This window comes from Shinella sp. (genome assembly GCF_052438155.1).
GTDB lineage: Bacteria > Pseudomonadota > Alphaproteobacteria > Rhizobiales > Rhizobiaceae > Shinella.
In genome coordinates, this window is the sequence record NZ_JBQVPI010000052.1 from 1 (window position 1) to 14,981 (window position 14,981).

Annotated in this window: 14 protein-coding genes; 9 read left to right on the forward strand and 5 right to left on the reverse strand. The window is 62.3% G+C overall.

Features of this window, described 5'->3' with window-relative positions; genetic code table 11:
- From ACT6VE_RS33010 to ACT6VE_RS33025, 4 genes are all read right to left on the reverse strand, one after another.
- A partial coding sequence (locus tag ACT6VE_RS33010) for a globin domain-containing protein (protein ID WP_444802431.1) occupies window positions 1–430 on the reverse strand: 430 nt, incomplete at its 3' end.
- Between the two features lie 55 nt (window positions 431–485).
- The gene (locus tag ACT6VE_RS33015) at window positions 486–950 is read right to left on the reverse strand and encodes a hypothetical protein (protein ID WP_444610849.1); all 465 of its coding nucleotides are present in this window, start codon (window positions 948–950) and stop codon (window positions 486–488) included.
- Window positions 943–1,248 (reverse strand): DUF1971 domain-containing protein, encoded by a 306-nt coding sequence (locus ACT6VE_RS33020; RefSeq protein WP_291056305.1) that lies wholly within the window; start codon window positions 1,246–1,248, stop codon window positions 943–945. The genes ACT6VE_RS33015 and ACT6VE_RS33020 overlap by 8 nt, the downstream gene beginning before the upstream one ends.
- Entirely contained in the window at window positions 1,245–1,724 is a 480-nt protein-coding gene (locus tag ACT6VE_RS33025) for a group III truncated hemoglobin (protein ID WP_284459507.1), read from the reverse strand. The genes ACT6VE_RS33020 and ACT6VE_RS33025 overlap by 4 nt, the downstream gene beginning before the upstream one ends.
- An 83-nt stretch (window positions 1,725–1,807) precedes the next feature.
- Here ACT6VE_RS33025 and ACT6VE_RS33030 point away from each other — a divergent pair, with 83 nt between their 5' ends.
- The 9 genes from ACT6VE_RS33030 (at window position 1,808) to cobA (ending at window position 13,166) form a co-directional block, all read left to right on the forward strand.
- Entirely contained in the window at window positions 1,808–2,254 is a 447-nt protein-coding gene (locus ACT6VE_RS33030) for an RrF2 family transcriptional regulator (RefSeq protein WP_291056300.1), read from the forward strand.
- A gap of 8 nt (window positions 2,255–2,262) precedes the next feature.
- Entirely contained in the window at window positions 2,263–2,844 is a 582-nt protein-coding gene (locus ACT6VE_RS33035) for an ANTAR domain-containing response regulator (RefSeq protein ID WP_017671402.1), read from the forward strand.
- Entirely contained in the window at window positions 2,841–4,067 is a 1,227-nt protein-coding gene (locus tag ACT6VE_RS33040; RefSeq protein ID WP_444610703.1) for a CmpA/NrtA family ABC transporter substrate-binding protein, read from the forward strand. Before ACT6VE_RS33035 ends, ACT6VE_RS33040 begins: the two co-directional genes overlap by 4 nt.
- 462 nt (window positions 4,068–4,529) lie before the next feature.
- Entirely contained in the window at window positions 4,530–5,738 is a 1,209-nt protein-coding gene (locus ACT6VE_RS33045; protein ID WP_444802432.1) for a nitrate/nitrite transporter, read from the forward strand.
- Window positions 5,735–6,940: a porin gene (locus ACT6VE_RS33050; RefSeq protein WP_444802433.1), complete on the forward strand. Its 1,206-nt coding sequence runs from the start codon at window positions 5,735–5,737 to the stop codon at window positions 6,938–6,940. The genes ACT6VE_RS33045 and ACT6VE_RS33050 overlap by 4 nt, the downstream gene beginning before the upstream one ends.
- A 14-nt stretch (window positions 6,941–6,954) precedes the next feature.
- Window positions 6,955–9,420: a nitrite reductase large subunit NirB gene (nirB, locus tag ACT6VE_RS33055; RefSeq protein ID WP_444610086.1), complete on the forward strand. Its 2,466-nt coding sequence runs from the start codon at window positions 6,955–6,957 to the stop codon at window positions 9,418–9,420.
- Entirely contained in the window at window positions 9,420–9,755 is a 336-nt protein-coding gene (gene nirD / locus ACT6VE_RS33060; protein WP_444802436.1) for a nitrite reductase small subunit NirD, read from the forward strand. Before nirB ends, nirD begins: the two co-directional genes overlap by 1 nt.
- On the forward strand, window positions 9,752–12,355 hold the full coding sequence (locus ACT6VE_RS33065) for a molybdopterin-dependent oxidoreductase (protein ID WP_444802434.1): 2,604 nt from the start codon (window positions 9,752–9,754) through the stop codon (window positions 12,353–12,355). The genes nirD and ACT6VE_RS33065 overlap by 4 nt, the downstream gene beginning before the upstream one ends.
- Window positions 12,348–13,166 carry a uroporphyrinogen-III C-methyltransferase gene (gene cobA, locus ACT6VE_RS33070; RefSeq protein WP_444610088.1) on the forward strand — a complete coding sequence of 273 codons (819 nt, stop codon included), beginning with the start codon at window positions 12,348–12,350 and terminating at the stop codon, window positions 13,164–13,166. Before ACT6VE_RS33065 ends, cobA begins: the two co-directional genes overlap by 8 nt.
- 458 nt (window positions 13,167–13,624) lie before the next feature.
- On the opposite strand, the gene ACT6VE_RS33075 is transcribed toward cobA, so the two are convergent.
- Window positions 13,625–14,981: winged helix-turn-helix domain-containing tetratricopeptide repeat protein (locus ACT6VE_RS33075; protein ID WP_444802435.1), on the reverse strand; the 1,357-nt coding region annotated here is incomplete at its 5' end.

Consider the following 14,981-nt stretch of genomic DNA (forward strand, 5'->3'; position numbering starts at 1 on the left):
GGTAAAGGGTTGCTTCCGTGCCAATGAGGATGTCTGCCAGTGCCCAATAGGCCTCACCCCAGGCCGACAAAACTTCATCGCTTGCGGCCTCGCCCAGAATGTCGCGGATGGCGGGCAGCAGGGCATCTGCGACCATTGGATAATGCTCGGGCTTGACGCCTGTCTCGACATGCCGCGCAGCCATGCGCATCACCGGTGCGGTCAGCGCCTCGAGCTTGTCGATGTTTTGCGCATAAGCGAGAATGGCTGCTGCGAGACGGCGCGGCTGTTCTCCGCTTTCCTGTGCAGCTTCATCGAACATCGCCTTGACCGCAGGGTCGACAAACAGACGCTCGTACATACGTTGCGTGATCGCAACGCCATGCTGCTGCAGCGCAGGTGCGGTCGAATTGACGATGGCCTTAGTCGCGGCGCTCAATATTCTGGTCATGATGTTCTCCTTCTGGATGCAATGCCGCGTGTTTGCGGCACCGGCGATTGACTGGTCAAAACAGGCCGTGGCTGCCGCCGACGGCACCCGCCAGCGTGATCAAAGCAAGCATGATCAGGATGTGGTGGACGCGCTCCATGCGCTGGAAATCGGCCTGCGGGGTCTGCGAGATTGCAAGGCGGCGGTGCAGGAACAATGGCTCGACCACGAACAGCATCAGCGTGAACACCGCCCAGAGCGCGACCATCGCATGCATCCACCAGAAGTGGGGCTCGGCAAAGCGGCTCCACATCCCGGCCCGGTGCACCATCCAGAAGCCGCTGGCGCCTGCGAGCAGCACCCAGATCTTTGCCTGCCAGGCGAAGCGCCCCTCGATCGCGTGGAATTTCCCCAGCCTGTCGGCGGCGCTTTCGCTCTGCCGGATGGTCGGCATCACCACCCAGGTGACAAAGCCCACGCCTCCGATCCAGAACAGCACCGCCACGACATGGACGATCCGCGCGATGGTGAAATCATCCACCGGACGCCTCGGGTGCTGTAGCGTCGTTGAGAACCGGCTCGGACCGGTAGAACTCGACCTGCATCGTCATCTTGCCCAGTGGGACCACGTAATGTGTCGCCAGCGGTGCAATCGGCGCGGGCGTGTCTGGCGTGACCAATACCTCACGATGCGGTTCGGTGAAGATCAGCCGCACTTCGCCGTCAAGGACGCGCAAAAGCCCCCAGGTCCCGTCCTTGGTGCGATGGTCGTTGCGCAGCTTATCGGGCAGCGATTGCTCGTCGAACACTGGCGAGGATGCATAGGGGGTGAGCGTCATGGTTTCGTTTCCAGGGGTGCAAGCTTTTGTGCCCGTATGCGCAAAGCCGCCAGCCCGCCGCGCTGCGCCAGCACTCCGGTCAGCAGGCTGTCGGCAATCCGGTGCGCCGACGTGTGAAATCTTTCTGCCGCTGCGGGGCTCGCAACGTTCTGCGTAACGGTCTCATGCCACAGCGCCAGCCAGCGATCGAAATGGGCCTTGGTGAGGATGCCGAGCGCAATGTGCTTCTGCATCGGACTGCCGCTAAAATGGCCCGGCTCGATCATGATCGAGGCCCAGAATCCCTTCATCCGCGGGAGATGCTGTGACCAGTCCGTGACGTGTTGGGCAAAGATCGGCCCCAGCAGATCGTCAGTCTGAATGCGGGCGTAAAAGCGATCGACCAGCAGGCTGATCGACGTGTCGTCGATCCCTACCTCGTGAGCCTCCGCACGCTTGGCCGCGCGTATGCGCTCGGCATGGGCGGTCGCCGTCATGATCGTATCACTGATAAGATGTAAATCATTTGCATCGTTTAACGCAGCTGGCACTTAATAGCAATATTCGATATGCATGTTTAATGAGATTGTCGCTTCACGCCGATTATGCCCTGCGCACCTTGATGTATCTGGCGGTCCATGATGGCCACAGGTCGATTGGCGAAATCGCTGGTGCCTATGGCATTTCCAAGAATCACCTGATGAAGGTGGCGCAACGCCTGGTGGCAGAAGGCTTTATTGAGGCAGTGCGAGGTCGAACCGGCGGCCTTCGGCTGGCGCAGGCCGCGGATCAGGTCAATGTCGGCAGAGTTGTGCGGACGATGGAAGAAACCGGCAGCTTCGTCGAGTGTTTCGATCCCTCGACCAATACCTGCGTGATTACGCCAGCATGCCAGCTGCGCCATGCCCTGGCCGGCGCGCTCGAGGCATTTTTCAGGCATCTCGATCGCTATAGTCTCGCGGATATTGTCAAAAACCCGGCGGCGGTTCGCGAAAGCTTGCTGCCATCGAGCATTGAACGCTACTAGCCATCGTCATGCGGATCGCGATCATCGACACTAGCACCACCCGTGCAGCGATCATCTCGGATGGCTTGCGTGAGGCTGGCCTCACCGATCTCGTCATCATCGACCATGCCGCAGGCCTTGCCGCGCAGATCGAGCGCGCCGCACCCGAAGTTGTGCTGATCAATCTTGAGAACCCGAGTCGGGATATGCTCGAGGACTTCTTCGCGATGTCGCGTGCCCTTGCGCGGCCGATCGCGATGTTCGTGGACCAGAGCGATGCCGAGTCGACAAGTGCAGCGGTGGATGCGGGCGTATCGGCCTATGTTGTCGATGGCTTGGCTAAGCAGCGCATCAAGCCGGTGCTGGACCTCGCCATTCGCCGCTTTCAGGCTTTTTCGCGGTTGCAGGCCGAGTTGGCGGAAGCACGGACCGCGCTGGCAGACCGGCAGGCAATCGATCGCGCCAAGGCGATCCTGATGAAGCGCAAAGGGTTGGACGAGCCTGCTGCTTATGCCCTGCTGCGCAACCATGCGATGCGCTCGAACCGCCGCATTGCCGAGGTCGCCGAGGCGATCGTAACCAGCGAAGCCCTGATGGGAGATATGCCATGAGCAACACCCTCATGAGGATCGGCTTCCTGCCGCTGGTCGATGCGGCACTGCCAATCCTGGCGCGTGAGCTGGGCTTTGCCGAGGATGAAGGATTGGACCTGCAACTGGTCCGCGACATCACCTGGGCGGCGGTACGCGACCGTCTGACGTATGGGCAGACGGATGCGGCACACATGGTTGCACCGCTGGCCATAGCCACCGCATTGGGCTGCGACAGGCCGGCTGTGCCGCTCGCCGTCCCGTTCGTGCTCGGTCTCAATGGCAACGCGCTTACTGTATCAACGGCATTGGCAGATGCCCTGATGCTCGACAACACGCTCGGTGACCCATTCGAAATCGGCGCAAGGTTGAAGCAGGAGGCGGAACGCCGTGTCGCCATCGGCAAGCCGCTGCGTTTCGGGGTGGTCCATCGCTATTCCAGCCACAACTATATGCTGCGCTACTGGCTGGCTGGCGTAGGTATTCAGCCTGACCGCGATGTCGAGATCACCGTCACCAGCCCGCCCTTCGCCGCCGATGCACTGGCCTGCGGCGATGTTGACGGCATCTGCGTTGGCGAACCGTGGAACAGCATCGCGGTGGATCGCGGTGTCGGGCGGATCATGCTGGCCACTGCGCAGATCTGGCGGCGCGGTGTGGAAAAAGTGCTGGCGGTGCGGCTCGATGGTCCGCAGGCCGACACCGACGCAACCGAGCGGCTAGTGCGAGCGCTGCACAGAGCGGCTGCGCATTTCGTCGAGCCTGGCAATACAGAGGCAAATGCGGCCATATTGTCACGGTCGGAATATCTGGACGCACCCCGCGAAACGATCTTGCGGGCGACCACGGACCGGATCCGGCTCACGCAGGGGGCCGATGCCATTCATTATCCCGACTTCATGTTTCAGCATCGCGAGGCCGCCAACTTCCCCTGGCGCAGTCAGGCCATGTGGCTGTATTCGCAGATGGCGCGCTGGGGGCATGCCGAAGCGAGCGAGGCGGGTTTTGCCGGAGCAGCCCAGGTGTTCCGTCCTGACATCTACAGGTCCGCGCTTGCTGGGACTGATGCCATACTGCCCGGCGCCAGTGCCAAGGTGGAAGGTGCCAACAGCGTGCCGCGTGGTGCTTCCAGCCAGACGGGCAGACTGATTCTCGGTGAAGACCAATTCTTCGATCGCGTTCAGTTCGATCCTGACCGGGCGATGGACTACCTGGAGCACCAGTGCACAAAGCCCATGATATGAGCATTCTAGCCTGAACAATTGCAAATGCTGCAACGCACAAAAATTAGCTTGCGCTATAGTCGATTCGCTGACAACTTATAGGAAGATCAGGCAATGATGCGTGGTCTATCATAACCAGGGCGGTCCAATGAAGGGCTGAACTGGCCGCTTCGGTTAATACGAAGCATGGCAATGACGCCGCCCGAACCGGTCCTGATGACCGCGCTTCGAGGCGGCTTTTTTCGTGTCTGAAAGGAGCATGGCTTTGACGGTTCATTCCGCCAGATTGACAGACGGGATTGTCCAGCTCTCGGGCGCGGCCATCGTCAGCTGCCCTGTCGCTGCCTTCGCGAGCATTGTCTCGCTGCTTCTCCATCATCACCGCGTGCTCCCCCCTGCGCTCCGGCCAACAAGCCCCGGCGTATGCGCTCGGTCCCACCAGCCGGACGGGTCTTCCGCGCCGCACCATCAAAGGGGTTTATCATGAACAAGGGTTTCTGGTCGGCGGGACACCGCCCGACGCTGTTTGCGGCATTCTTATATTTCGATCTGGCGTTTATGGTCTGGGTACTGCTCGGCCCGCTCGCGCCGATGATCGCCACTGATCTGGGATTGAACGACGCCCAGAAGGGCTTGATGGTCGCGATACCCACGCTGGCAGGCGCGGTGCTGCGGTTGGTCAACGGCGTGCTGGTCGACAAGATCGGCCCCAAGTCCACCGGCGCCATCGGCCAGCTGATCGTCATCGGCGGCCTGGCGACGGCCTGGATGCTGGGAGTCAACAGCTTTGGCGGTACCGTGGCACTGGGCGTGATACTTGGCTTTGCCGGTGCCAGCTTTGCCGTCGCACTGCCGCTGGCGAGCCGCTGGTATCCTGCCGAGCATCAGGGGACCGCGCTGGGCATTGCGGGCATGGGCAATTCGGGCACGGTGCTGGCCGCATTGTTTGCGCCGCTGCTGGCCAAGGCGTTCGGCTGGAACGCGGTGTTGGGCCTTGCCTGCATCCCGCTGGCGATCACCTTCGTCATCTACATGGTGCTGGCCAAGGATGCGCCAAACCCTCCCGCGCCAAAGTCGATCTTCGCCTATCTTGAGCCGTTGAAGAAAGCCGATGCATGGTGGTTCATGCTGTTCTACGGCGTCACCTTCGGTGGTTTCGTGGGCCTTGCCGCGTCGCTTTCGATCTACTTCGTCGACCAGTTCGCGCTGACCCCGGTGGTGGCGGGCTATTGCACGGCAGCGTGCGTGTTTGCCGGATCTCTCGTCCGTCCGATGGGTGGCGCGCTCGCTGACCGGATCGGCGGGACCAAGACGCTGATGGCAGTGTATCTGGTTGCCGCCGCGGTGCTGATCGCGATCAGCTTCGGCCCCTCGACGGTCGAACTGGCGCTCGCCTTGTTTGTCTGCGCGATGCTGGCGTTGGGGGCAGGCAATGGCGCGGTGTTCCAGCTGGTGCCGCAGCGGTTCAAGGACGAGATCGGCGTGATGACCGGACTGGTTGGCTTTGCAGGGGGCGTTGGCGGCTTCTACCTCGCCTCGTCGCTGGGTCTGGCCAAGCAGCTGACCGGCAGCCCGCAATGGGGCTTCCTGATCTTCGCCGGGCTTGCGCTGGTTGCCTTTGCCAGCCTGGTCAGCGTCAAGACCCGCTGGCGCGCCACTTGGCCGACCGCGCTCGAAGGCGCACGCATATGACCGCGCGGCTAGCTGGGATCCTCGCCGGGGCGGTTGTCGCCGCCTCGGCCGCCAGTCCGGTGCTGGCTGAGCCGCTCAAGCTCACGCCGTTGATCGATGCCCGGCTGCGCTATGAGGGTGTCGAGCAGCAGGGCAAGGCCGAACAGGCTGATGCGCTAACGTTCAGGATGCGCAGCGGCCTTGAGGCGAAGAGCGGGCCGTGGTCGTTGCTCGCCGAGGCCGAGGCGACGCTGGCGATCAACGGCGACTATAACAGCACGGTCAACGGCCGGACCGCGTTTCCGGTGGTGGCCGATCCGGAAACGATCGAGCTGAATCGTCTGCAGCTCCAGTATCGCGGCCTGCCAAAAACGGTGGTGACGCTGGGCCGCCAGCGCATCAACCTCGACGATCAAAGATTTGTCGGTACGGTGCTTTGGCGGCAGAACGAGCAGACCTATGATGCGGTGCGGCTGGAAAGTTCAGCACTCGGCCCGCTCACCGCCGATATCACCTACAGCTGGTCGGTGCGCAGCATCTTTGGCATCGACAGCCCGTTGCAATCCATCGGCGGTGACAATCTGCTGGCCCAATTGGGCGGCAAGGCGGGACCGGTCGCGATCAAGGGCTTTGCCTATCTGGTCGATCAGGACCAGGCGGGACGACGGCAGTTCTCCAGTCAGACCTATGGCGCACGCGCCAACGGATCTTTTGCGCTCTCGCCCAAGCTGAAGCTCGGCATCATCGCCAGCTACGCCCGGCAGAGCGACTACAAGGGGAACGCCAACACCTACTCGGCCGATTACTGGCTGGGCGAGGCGCAACTGGCCGCGCATGGCTTTACGCTGACAGGCGGATACGAGGTTCTCGGCGCATCGTCGGGCCTGCCGTTCACCAGCTTTCAGACGCCATTGGCCACCGCGCACAAGTTCAACGGCTGGGCCGATCTGTTCCTCACTACGCCCGCCAACGGCCTGCGCGATGCCTATGCCGGGCTCGGCTACGCGCTGCCGACAGCACGTGGACCGGTGAACCTGTCGGTCATCTACCACCGCTTCGACAGCGACCGGCTGGGCCAGGACTATGGCGATGAATGGAACGCGCAAGCGACCTTCAAGCTGTCCAAAAACATCGGCCTGCTGGTCAAATATGCCGCCTACCGCGCCCACCAGTTTGGCACCGACACCCGCAGGCTGTGGCTGCAAATGGAATATCTGCTGTGAAAGGAGAGACACGCATGGACCGCGAACATCTGGTCGTTATCGGCAACGGCATGGCCGGGTGCCGCGCGGTGGAAGAGGTGCTGGCGCGCGATCCGCACCGTTTCCGCATCACCATTTTCGGTGCCGAGCCGCATGTGAACTACAACCGCATCATGCTCTCGCCGCTGCTGGCAGGCGAGAAAACCTTCGACGAGATCGTGATCAACGATCGCAGCTGGTATGCCGACCATGGCATCGATCTGGTGGTCAGCGATCCTGTCATCGCCATCGACCGCGACACGCAGACGGTCACCGCGCAATCGGGCCGCGTCGCGCGATATGACCGGCTGCTGATCGCCACCGGATCGGACCCGTTCATCCTTCCGGTGCCGGGCAAGGATCTGCCCGGTGTCGTCTCGTTCCGCGACATGGCGGACGTTGACATGATGGTTCACACGGCCGCCCTGGGGGGGGATGCCGTGGTGATCGGCGGTGGCCTGCTTGGCCTGGAGGCAGCCCATGGGCTCGCCTTGCGGGGTATGCAGGTCACCGTCATTCACCTGATGGATACGCTGATGGAGCGCCAGCTGGACGAAGCGGCGGGCTGGCTGCTGAAAGCGGCATTGGAGGGTCGCGGTCAGACCATCTTGACCGGCGCCAACACCGCGGAAATCTTTGGAGAGGGCAAGGTCGAGGGCGTGCGTCTGACCGACGGTCGCATCATTCCGGCAAGCCTGGTGGTGATGGCGGCGGGCATCCGTCCGAATGTGAGGCTTGCAAAAGAGGCAGAGCTCGCCGTCCATCGCGCTATATTGGTCGATGACCAGATGGTGACCAGCGACCCGGCGATCCTCGCGGTCGGCGAATGTGTCGAGCATCGCGGGCAGGTCTATGGCCTGGTCGCACCGATCTGGGAGATGTGCCGTGCGCTCGCCGATGGGCTGACCGGCAAGGGCAGCAGCTACGAAGGATCGGTCACCGCGACCAAGCTCAAGGTCTCCGGCATCGATGTCTTTTCCGCCGGCGATTTTGCCGGCGGTGATGGCGCTGAAGACATCGTGCTGCGCGACGCCTCGCGCGGGGTCTACAAGCGCGTGGTGGTGAAAGACGACCGCGTGATTGGCGCGGTGCTCTATGGCGATACCGCCGACGGCAACTGGTATTTCGATCTGCTCAAGCGATCCGAAGACGTGACCGAGATTCGCGATGCGCTGATCTTCGGTCAGGCGTTCGCCTCTGGAGGGGGGCAAGCGGACCCTAAGGCCGCCGTTGCAGCGCTTTCCGACGATGCGGAAGTGTGCGGCTGCAACGGCGTCAGCAAGGGCCAGGTGGCTGCGTGCATAGCGGACGGGGCAGGCACGCTCGATGGCGTGCGCGCCACCTGCAAGGCATCGGCCAGTTGCGGTTCCTGCACCGGATTGGTCGAGACCCTGCTCGCGATCAGCCTGGGCGACGAATACGCAGGCGAACGCACTGCCAAGCCGATGTGCAAATGCACCAGCTTCACCCACGACGAGGTACGCCCCCTGATCGTCGAACGCGGTTTCCGACACATCCCGCAGGTGATGCAGGAACTGCACTGGGCCACGCCCGATGGCTGTGCCTCGTGCCGCCCGGCGCTCAATTATTACCTTCAGTGCGCCTGGCCCGGCGAATATGTCGATGACCAGCAGAGCCGGTTCGTCAACGAGCGGATGCACGCCAACATTCAGAAGGACGGCACTTATTCGGTGGTGCCGCGCATGTGGGGCGGGCTCACCAACCCGAAAGAATTGCGCGCCATCGCCGATGTCGTCGAGAAATATGATGCGCCGATGGTCAAGGTGACCGGGGGCCAACGGCTCGACATCTTCGGCATCAAGAAGGAGGATCTGCCCGCCGTCTGGGCCGATTTGAATGCTGCTGGGATGGTCTCTGGCCATGCCTATGGCAAGGCGCTGCGCACGGTGAAGACCTGCGTCGGCAGCGAGTGGTGCCGGTTCGGCACGCAGGACTCGACCGGGCTGGGCGTCAAGCTGGAGCGCAAGTTCTGGGGCAGCTGGATGCCGCACAAGTTCAAGATGGCGGTCAGCGGGTGCCCGCGCAATTGCGCCGAGGCGACGATCAAGGACTTCGGCGTCATCTGCGTCGACAGCGGCTATGAACTGCATGTCGGCGGCAATGGCGGTATCCACCTGCGCGGCACCGATTTGCTCTGCAAGGTGGCGTCCGAGGAAGAGGCGATCCACATGGCCGCGGCTTTCGTCCAGCTGTACCGCGAACATGCCCGCTATCTGGAGCGCACCGCGCCATGGATAGAGCGGATGGGGATGGAGTGGCTGCGCGCGCTGCTGATCGACGATGTTGTGGGGCGTGATGCGCTGGCCGCGCGCTTCTGGGTGGCACAATCGTTCAGCCAGGACGATCCATGGGCAGAGCGTGCCGCCGGTCAGGACCGCAACCTGCACCGTCCGATGGCCGAGTTCCGACCCATCACACAATTGGAAGGGGTTGCACCATGATGCCGCAATGGATTGATGTTGGCGCAGTAGAAGAGGTGCCATTGCGCGGTTCGCGCGCCATCAAGGTGGCGGGCGGCGAGGAAATTGCGGTCTTCCGCACCGGCTCTGGCCAGATATATGCGCTGGTCAACCGCTGCCCGCACAAGCACGGCCCGCTCAGCCAGGGTATCGTCCACGGCGACAGCGTAACGTGTCCGCTGCACAATTGGGTGATCAGCCTTGCGACCGGTGAAGCGCAGGGAACAGACAAAGGCTGCACGCCAACGATCCCGGTGGAGGTCCACAGCGGGCGCATCATGATCGAGCGGGCCGCTGCGCTGCGGTTGGCGGCGTGAACGCAACACGCACCACCTGCGCGTATTGCGGCGTCGGTTGCGGCGTGCTCGCCACGCCTGCTGCCGATGGTCAGAGCGCAGCGATTGTTGGTGATCCAGAACATCCCGCAAACGCCGGACGGCTGTGCTCCAAAGGCACCCATCTGGGCGAGACGCTCAGCCATGAAGGCCGTCTGCTCCACCCTGAAATCAGCGGGAAACGCACGAGCTGGGACAAGGCCATCGCGCATGTTGCGCGCCAGTTCCGCCGCACGATCGATCAATACGGCCCCGACAGCGTCGCGTTCTACGTATCGGGCCAGCTGCTGACCGAGGACTATTACGTCGCCAACAAGCTGATGAAGGGCTTTATCGGATCAGCCAATATCGACACCAATTCGCGGCTGTGCATGTCGAGCGCGGTCGCCGGGCACATGCGCGCCTTTGGTGAGGATGTCGTGCCTGCCAGCTATGACGATCTGGACGCTGCCGATCTGATCGTGCTGGTCGGATCGAACACCGCCTGGTGTCATCCGGTGATCTATCAGCGGATCATGGCTGCTCGCGCAGCCCGTGGCTCGAAGCTGGTGGTGATCGATCCGCGCCGCACCGAAACCTGCGCCGATGCCGATCTGCACCTGGCGTTGCGACCCGGCAGCGATGTCGCTCTGATGAATGGCCTGCTGGCCTTTGCGATGCGGGAAGGACACATCGACCGCGATTACGTCGAACGTAGTGTGAATGTGCCGGATGGCTTCTGGGAAGCGCTGGAGAACGACCATGACCTCTGGTCGGTCGCCCGCGCCTGCGACCTACCCCCCGCGGATTTACAGGCGTTCTTCGATCTGTTCGCCGCGCACCCGCGCACGGTTACGATGTTCAGCCAGGGTATCAACCAATCGATCCGCGGCACCGATCAGGTCAATTCCATCCTCAACCTGCATCTGGCCACGGGCCGCATCGGAAAGCCCGGCGCAGCCCCTTTCTCCATCACCGGCCAGCCCAATGCGATGGGCGGGCGCGAGGTCGGCGGGCTGGCCACGACGCTGGCCGCGCACATGGATTTCGCGCCCGAAAACCGCGATCTCGTCCGCCGTTTCTGGGCCTCACCAACGATCGCGGCCAAACCGGGCCTCAAAGCGGTCGACCTGTTTCGCTCGATCGGTGAGGGGAGGGTCAAGGCGGTCTGGATCATGGCGACCAACCCGGCGGTGTCGCTCCCTGATGCAGGAAGCGTGCGCGAAGCATTGGCCGCATGCCGGTTCGTGGTCGTCTCCGATTGCATCGCGAATACCGACACCAGCGCCTTTGCGCATGTGAAGCTACCCGCAACCGGCTGGGGCGAAAAGGATGGCACGGTCACCAACTCCGAACGGGTGATCAGCCGCCAGCGCGCGTTCCTTCCGCCTGCGGGCGAGGCAAGGCCAGACTGGTGGATCATCAAGGAGATCGCGCGCGCGATGGGCTGGCGCGAGGCGTTCAGCTTTGACAGTTCTGCCGACATTTACCGCGAACATGCGCGGCTTTCTACTTACCAGAATGCCGGAAAAAGGGTGTTCGACATCGGCTGCCACGCCGCGATCTCCAACCTTGCCTATAACGCGATGCAACCCTGGCGCTGGGGCGGAGACGCCTTTGCCGATGGTCGATTTTCAACGCCGGATGGCAAGGCGCAGCTGGTCCCTGTCTCACAGATGGAGCTTGGCAAGCCGCTCAAGGCCTGGCCATTGACGCTCAACACCGGGCGCTACCGCGACCAGTGGCACACCATGACCCGCACTGGCCTGAGTGCACGGCTTGGCCAGCATCGGCAGGAACCGCTCGTTGAAATTCATGCTGAAGACGCGCTGGCACAAGGGCTGTCCGATGGCGGGCTGGCGTTGGTTGCAACACCGCAGGGCAGCAGCGTCTACCGGGTGTGCATCAGCGATGGGCAACGGCGCGGCGAACTGTTCGTGCCGATCCACTGGACCGACCAGCAGTCTACGGGCGGTCGCACTGGTGCACTTGCTCGCTCCGCTACCGATCCACATTCGGGCCAGCCCGGGTTCAAGAACGCACCGGCGCGCATTTTGCCTTTCGCTGCCGATTGGCACGGATTTCTCATCGCCTCGGTACTGCCTGATCCAATGCCAGCCAGCTATGCGACCAAGGTGCGGACCAAGGCCGGGTGGCTTGTCGAGTTGGCAGGTGATGGCGATCCACTTGCATTCGCAAAGCGGATTTTGCCGCGCGGCGAACGCATCGAAAGCCATGACAGCGCGCACGGTCAGCACCGGTTTGCCATCCTGCGCGACGGCGTGGTCGTGGCGGCTCTGTATATCGGTCCGCTCAGCCGGCTACCCCGGCGCGAATGGTTGATTGCCCAGCTGGGTGGCTCTGAGGCCAGTGCGACCGATCTGCTGGCCGGGCGCTCTGCCACACCCGCGCCTGATCGCGGCGCGATTGTCTGCAGTTGCTTCGACATCGGCACGATCACGCTGACCAAGGCGATCGCGAGCCAGCGGTTGATGACCACCGAGGCCGTCGGAGCCGCGCTGTGCGCCGGCACAAACTGCGGCTCATGCAAACCCGCAATCCAGCGGCTGATCACGCAACACAAGGAGGCAGCCCATGGCTGACATCAGTTTTGGCTCCGGCGATGTCTGGCTGGTCGGCGCTGGCCCAGGCGATCCCGATCTGCTGACCCGGAAAGCCGAACGATTGCTGGCGATGGCCTCAATCGTGTTCCACGATGCGCTGGTCAGCCGGGAGATCCTCGATCTGATCCCCGATCATGTGATGCAGGTGCCTGTGGGCAAACGGTCGGGGCGGCATTCGATGGCCCAGCCTGCAATCAACGGCTTGCTGGTGAAATCCGCGCAAAACGGACACCGCGTGGTTCGGCTGAAGGGCGGTGATCCTGCGGTGTTCGGGCGGATGACCGAGGAGGTCGATGCACTGCAAGCCAAGGGCATTCGCGTGCAAGTGTGCCCCGGGATCACGGCCGCCAGTGCAGCGGCAGCTTCTGGCGTGTTTTCGCTGACCAGACGCAACAGCACGAGGGCGCTGACCTTCATTACGGCGCAAGGCTGCGGGAATGGGCAAAATGACATAGACTGGTCAGCGATCGCGGGTGAGCAAACGACACTTGCGATCTATATGGGCCGCGCCGCAGCCCCGCATATAGCAGAGCGGCTGATAGCCAACGGCTTGCAGCCGAGCACGCCCATCCTGATCGCAGTCAATGTCTCAACGCCCCGCGAGCGACTTATCCATGGTCGTCTTGATAGCCTGGCTTTGCTGATGGCAGCGGTCGGTGACAGGGACCCTGCGTTGCTGCTGGTCGGTGACGTGACCCATGCCAATGCTGAAGCGGCTGACTTGAGTTCAGAATGGCTCGATCTGCAGACGGATATTGCGCTGACACCCAAAGTCCGCATCCGCGCATAAAGTTGGAACAGCGCGTCCGCAAAGCACTCATTGGACATTTAGCGAACTTTATAGACGGCGAGGGAATCGACCAAATTTTGCCGCCCGGTAGCTGTCAAACTTTCGAGTTACCGGATATGGCGTAAGCCGACATTCCTGAAGCCAGTTCGGAATTACTGAGTCTGAGGGAGGGGCTGCTGGAGGCGACCGCCGCATCGTTGGACATTTCTGCCATTGGCTGGCGGTTCCGGAAACGGCCGGTTTTACTAACACAAGCCAACCCTGATACGGCAATGCTAGCTCAAACTAGAGAGCAACTTTACTACTTTGGGATGGAAGGATCCTGCGCGCGAAATCGAAAAGCTGCTACATTCCACATAGCGGTGGAAGGTGGGTCGGTTAAACGAATGTTCGTCTCTTTCGCTCGCCAGGCCTTTCGATTTGCCCCATCCGGGCAATCCGCAGCCCTTGGCAGACAATCAAACTCCAAGATCCCTTAGGCACTTCTCAATCGTCTCGCGGCCACGCGTCAGGCTGAAGGGGAATGAACGGAAAAAGACAGCAGAACTAAGCCTCGGGTCCGTGGCTCTGGCGCGTTGCAGCCAATAGAGCGCGTCTGGTTTTCGCCCCGCGAGCTGTGCCGTGAACGCTGCGATCAGTTTGATGTGCTGGTGCGCGCCGGTCATCATTGCAGCACGGGCACCGAGCTTGGCTGCCGCTTCGAAATCACTGCGCTGGACTTCAATCAGGGCCCGGCTGGCGACCATAGCGTACGCCAGCGGATCGAGCGGGCTGAGTTCGAGCGCCATCGCCAGGTCGATGTTGGCCCGCTCGACATCTCCGACCATCGTCCCGACCAGACCGCGGTTGTAGATTCCCTGCGCAAAATTCGGGCTCAAGTCGGTTGATCGGTCGAACCATTCGATCGATAGTTCCAGCCGACCCTCCAGCCACAGGCTGCGGCCGACGCTGAAACAGGCGAAAGGATCCATTCGGTCGGCTTCGACCGCGCGAAGGGCAAGCGCGCTGGTGGCTTCCATCTCCGCCACCGGATCGCGGGCAAAACCGAGAAACGTGTTCTGGAAGTGGGTGAATGAAAGCCCGCTCAACGCCCGCGAGAAATAGGGGTCGAGCGTCAGGGAATGTTCGAACAGCTGCGCTGCGCGGGCATTGTTCGCCTGCGTGAAGCGGTACATTTGATCGAGCCCGAGATGATAACTTGACCAGGCATCGAGCTCGGAGGCAGGCCTTGACCGGGCCATGCGGATTTCATTGCGCGGGATGTGAATCTCCAGTGCCGCCACCACCTGAGCCTCGATGTCCGGACGCATCTGCTGCAGGTCGTTGATCGGGCCGCGGAAGATCTCAGCCCAGATGGTCTGCCCATCTTGGCTATCGACCAGCGCAACTGCGACTTTGATCTGATGCCCCTGCAGTTCCACCGCGCCCGTGAGGCAGTAGCCGGCGGCAAGTGCCCGCCCCACGGCAACCGGGTCCGCGTCAGCACCCCGAAACCGGAAACTCGATCCGCGCGCTATTACGAACAGCCAGTGAAGCCGCGACAGATCCATGATGATGTCTGCCGGCAGCGCGTCGGCGATGATATCATGCTGACCTGGCGCGCCGTCGAGCACAAACGGAAGAACAGCAATGCAGGGCTTTCCGTTTTTTGCGCTCGAGCAGCCGGGTTCAATGGTATGCGGGAGGGCAGTCGCGCTGGCAGGATGCAGGTCAGATGCGCGCGCAACCACTTGAACGTCTCCAACAAAGCGGAAACCTCTCCCGTGGATCGTCCGGACCAGTCTTTGGCGACTACCGTCGTCACCGATCAGCTTT

Excerpts from the sequence above, each read along its gene's own strand:
- nirD (WP_444802436.1), top strand. The coding sequence starts at position 9,420 with ATGCCGCAATGGATTGATGTTGGCGCAGTAGAAGAGGTGCCATTGCGC.
- ACT6VE_RS33020 (WP_291056305.1), bottom strand. The coding sequence starts at position 1,248 with ATGACGCTCACCCCCTATGCATCCTCGCCAGTGTTCGACGAGCAATCG.
- ACT6VE_RS33050 (WP_444802433.1), top strand. The coding sequence starts at position 5,735 with ATGACCGCGCGGCTAGCTGGGATCCTCGCCGGGGCGGTTGTCGCCGCC.
- nirB (WP_444610086.1), top strand. The coding sequence starts at position 6,955 with ATGGACCGCGAACATCTGGTCGTTATCGGCAACGGCATGGCCGGGTGC.
- ACT6VE_RS33040 (WP_444610703.1), top strand. The coding sequence starts at position 2,841 with ATGAGCAACACCCTCATGAGGATCGGCTTCCTGCCGCTGGTCGATGCG.
- ACT6VE_RS33045 (WP_444802432.1), top strand. The coding sequence starts at position 4,530 with ATGAACAAGGGTTTCTGGTCGGCGGGACACCGCCCGACGCTGTTTGCG.
- cobA (WP_444610088.1), top strand. The coding sequence starts at position 12,348 with ATGGCTGACATCAGTTTTGGCTCCGGCGATGTCTGGCTGGTCGGCGCT.
- ACT6VE_RS33030 (WP_291056300.1), top strand. The coding sequence starts at position 1,808 with ATGAGATTGTCGCTTCACGCCGATTATGCCCTGCGCACCTTGATGTAT.
- ACT6VE_RS33025 (WP_284459507.1), bottom strand. The coding sequence starts at position 1,724 with ATGACGGCGACCGCCCATGCCGAGCGCATACGCGCGGCCAAGCGTGCG.
- ACT6VE_RS33035 (WP_017671402.1), top strand. The coding sequence starts at position 2,263 with ATGCGGATCGCGATCATCGACACTAGCACCACCCGTGCAGCGATCATC.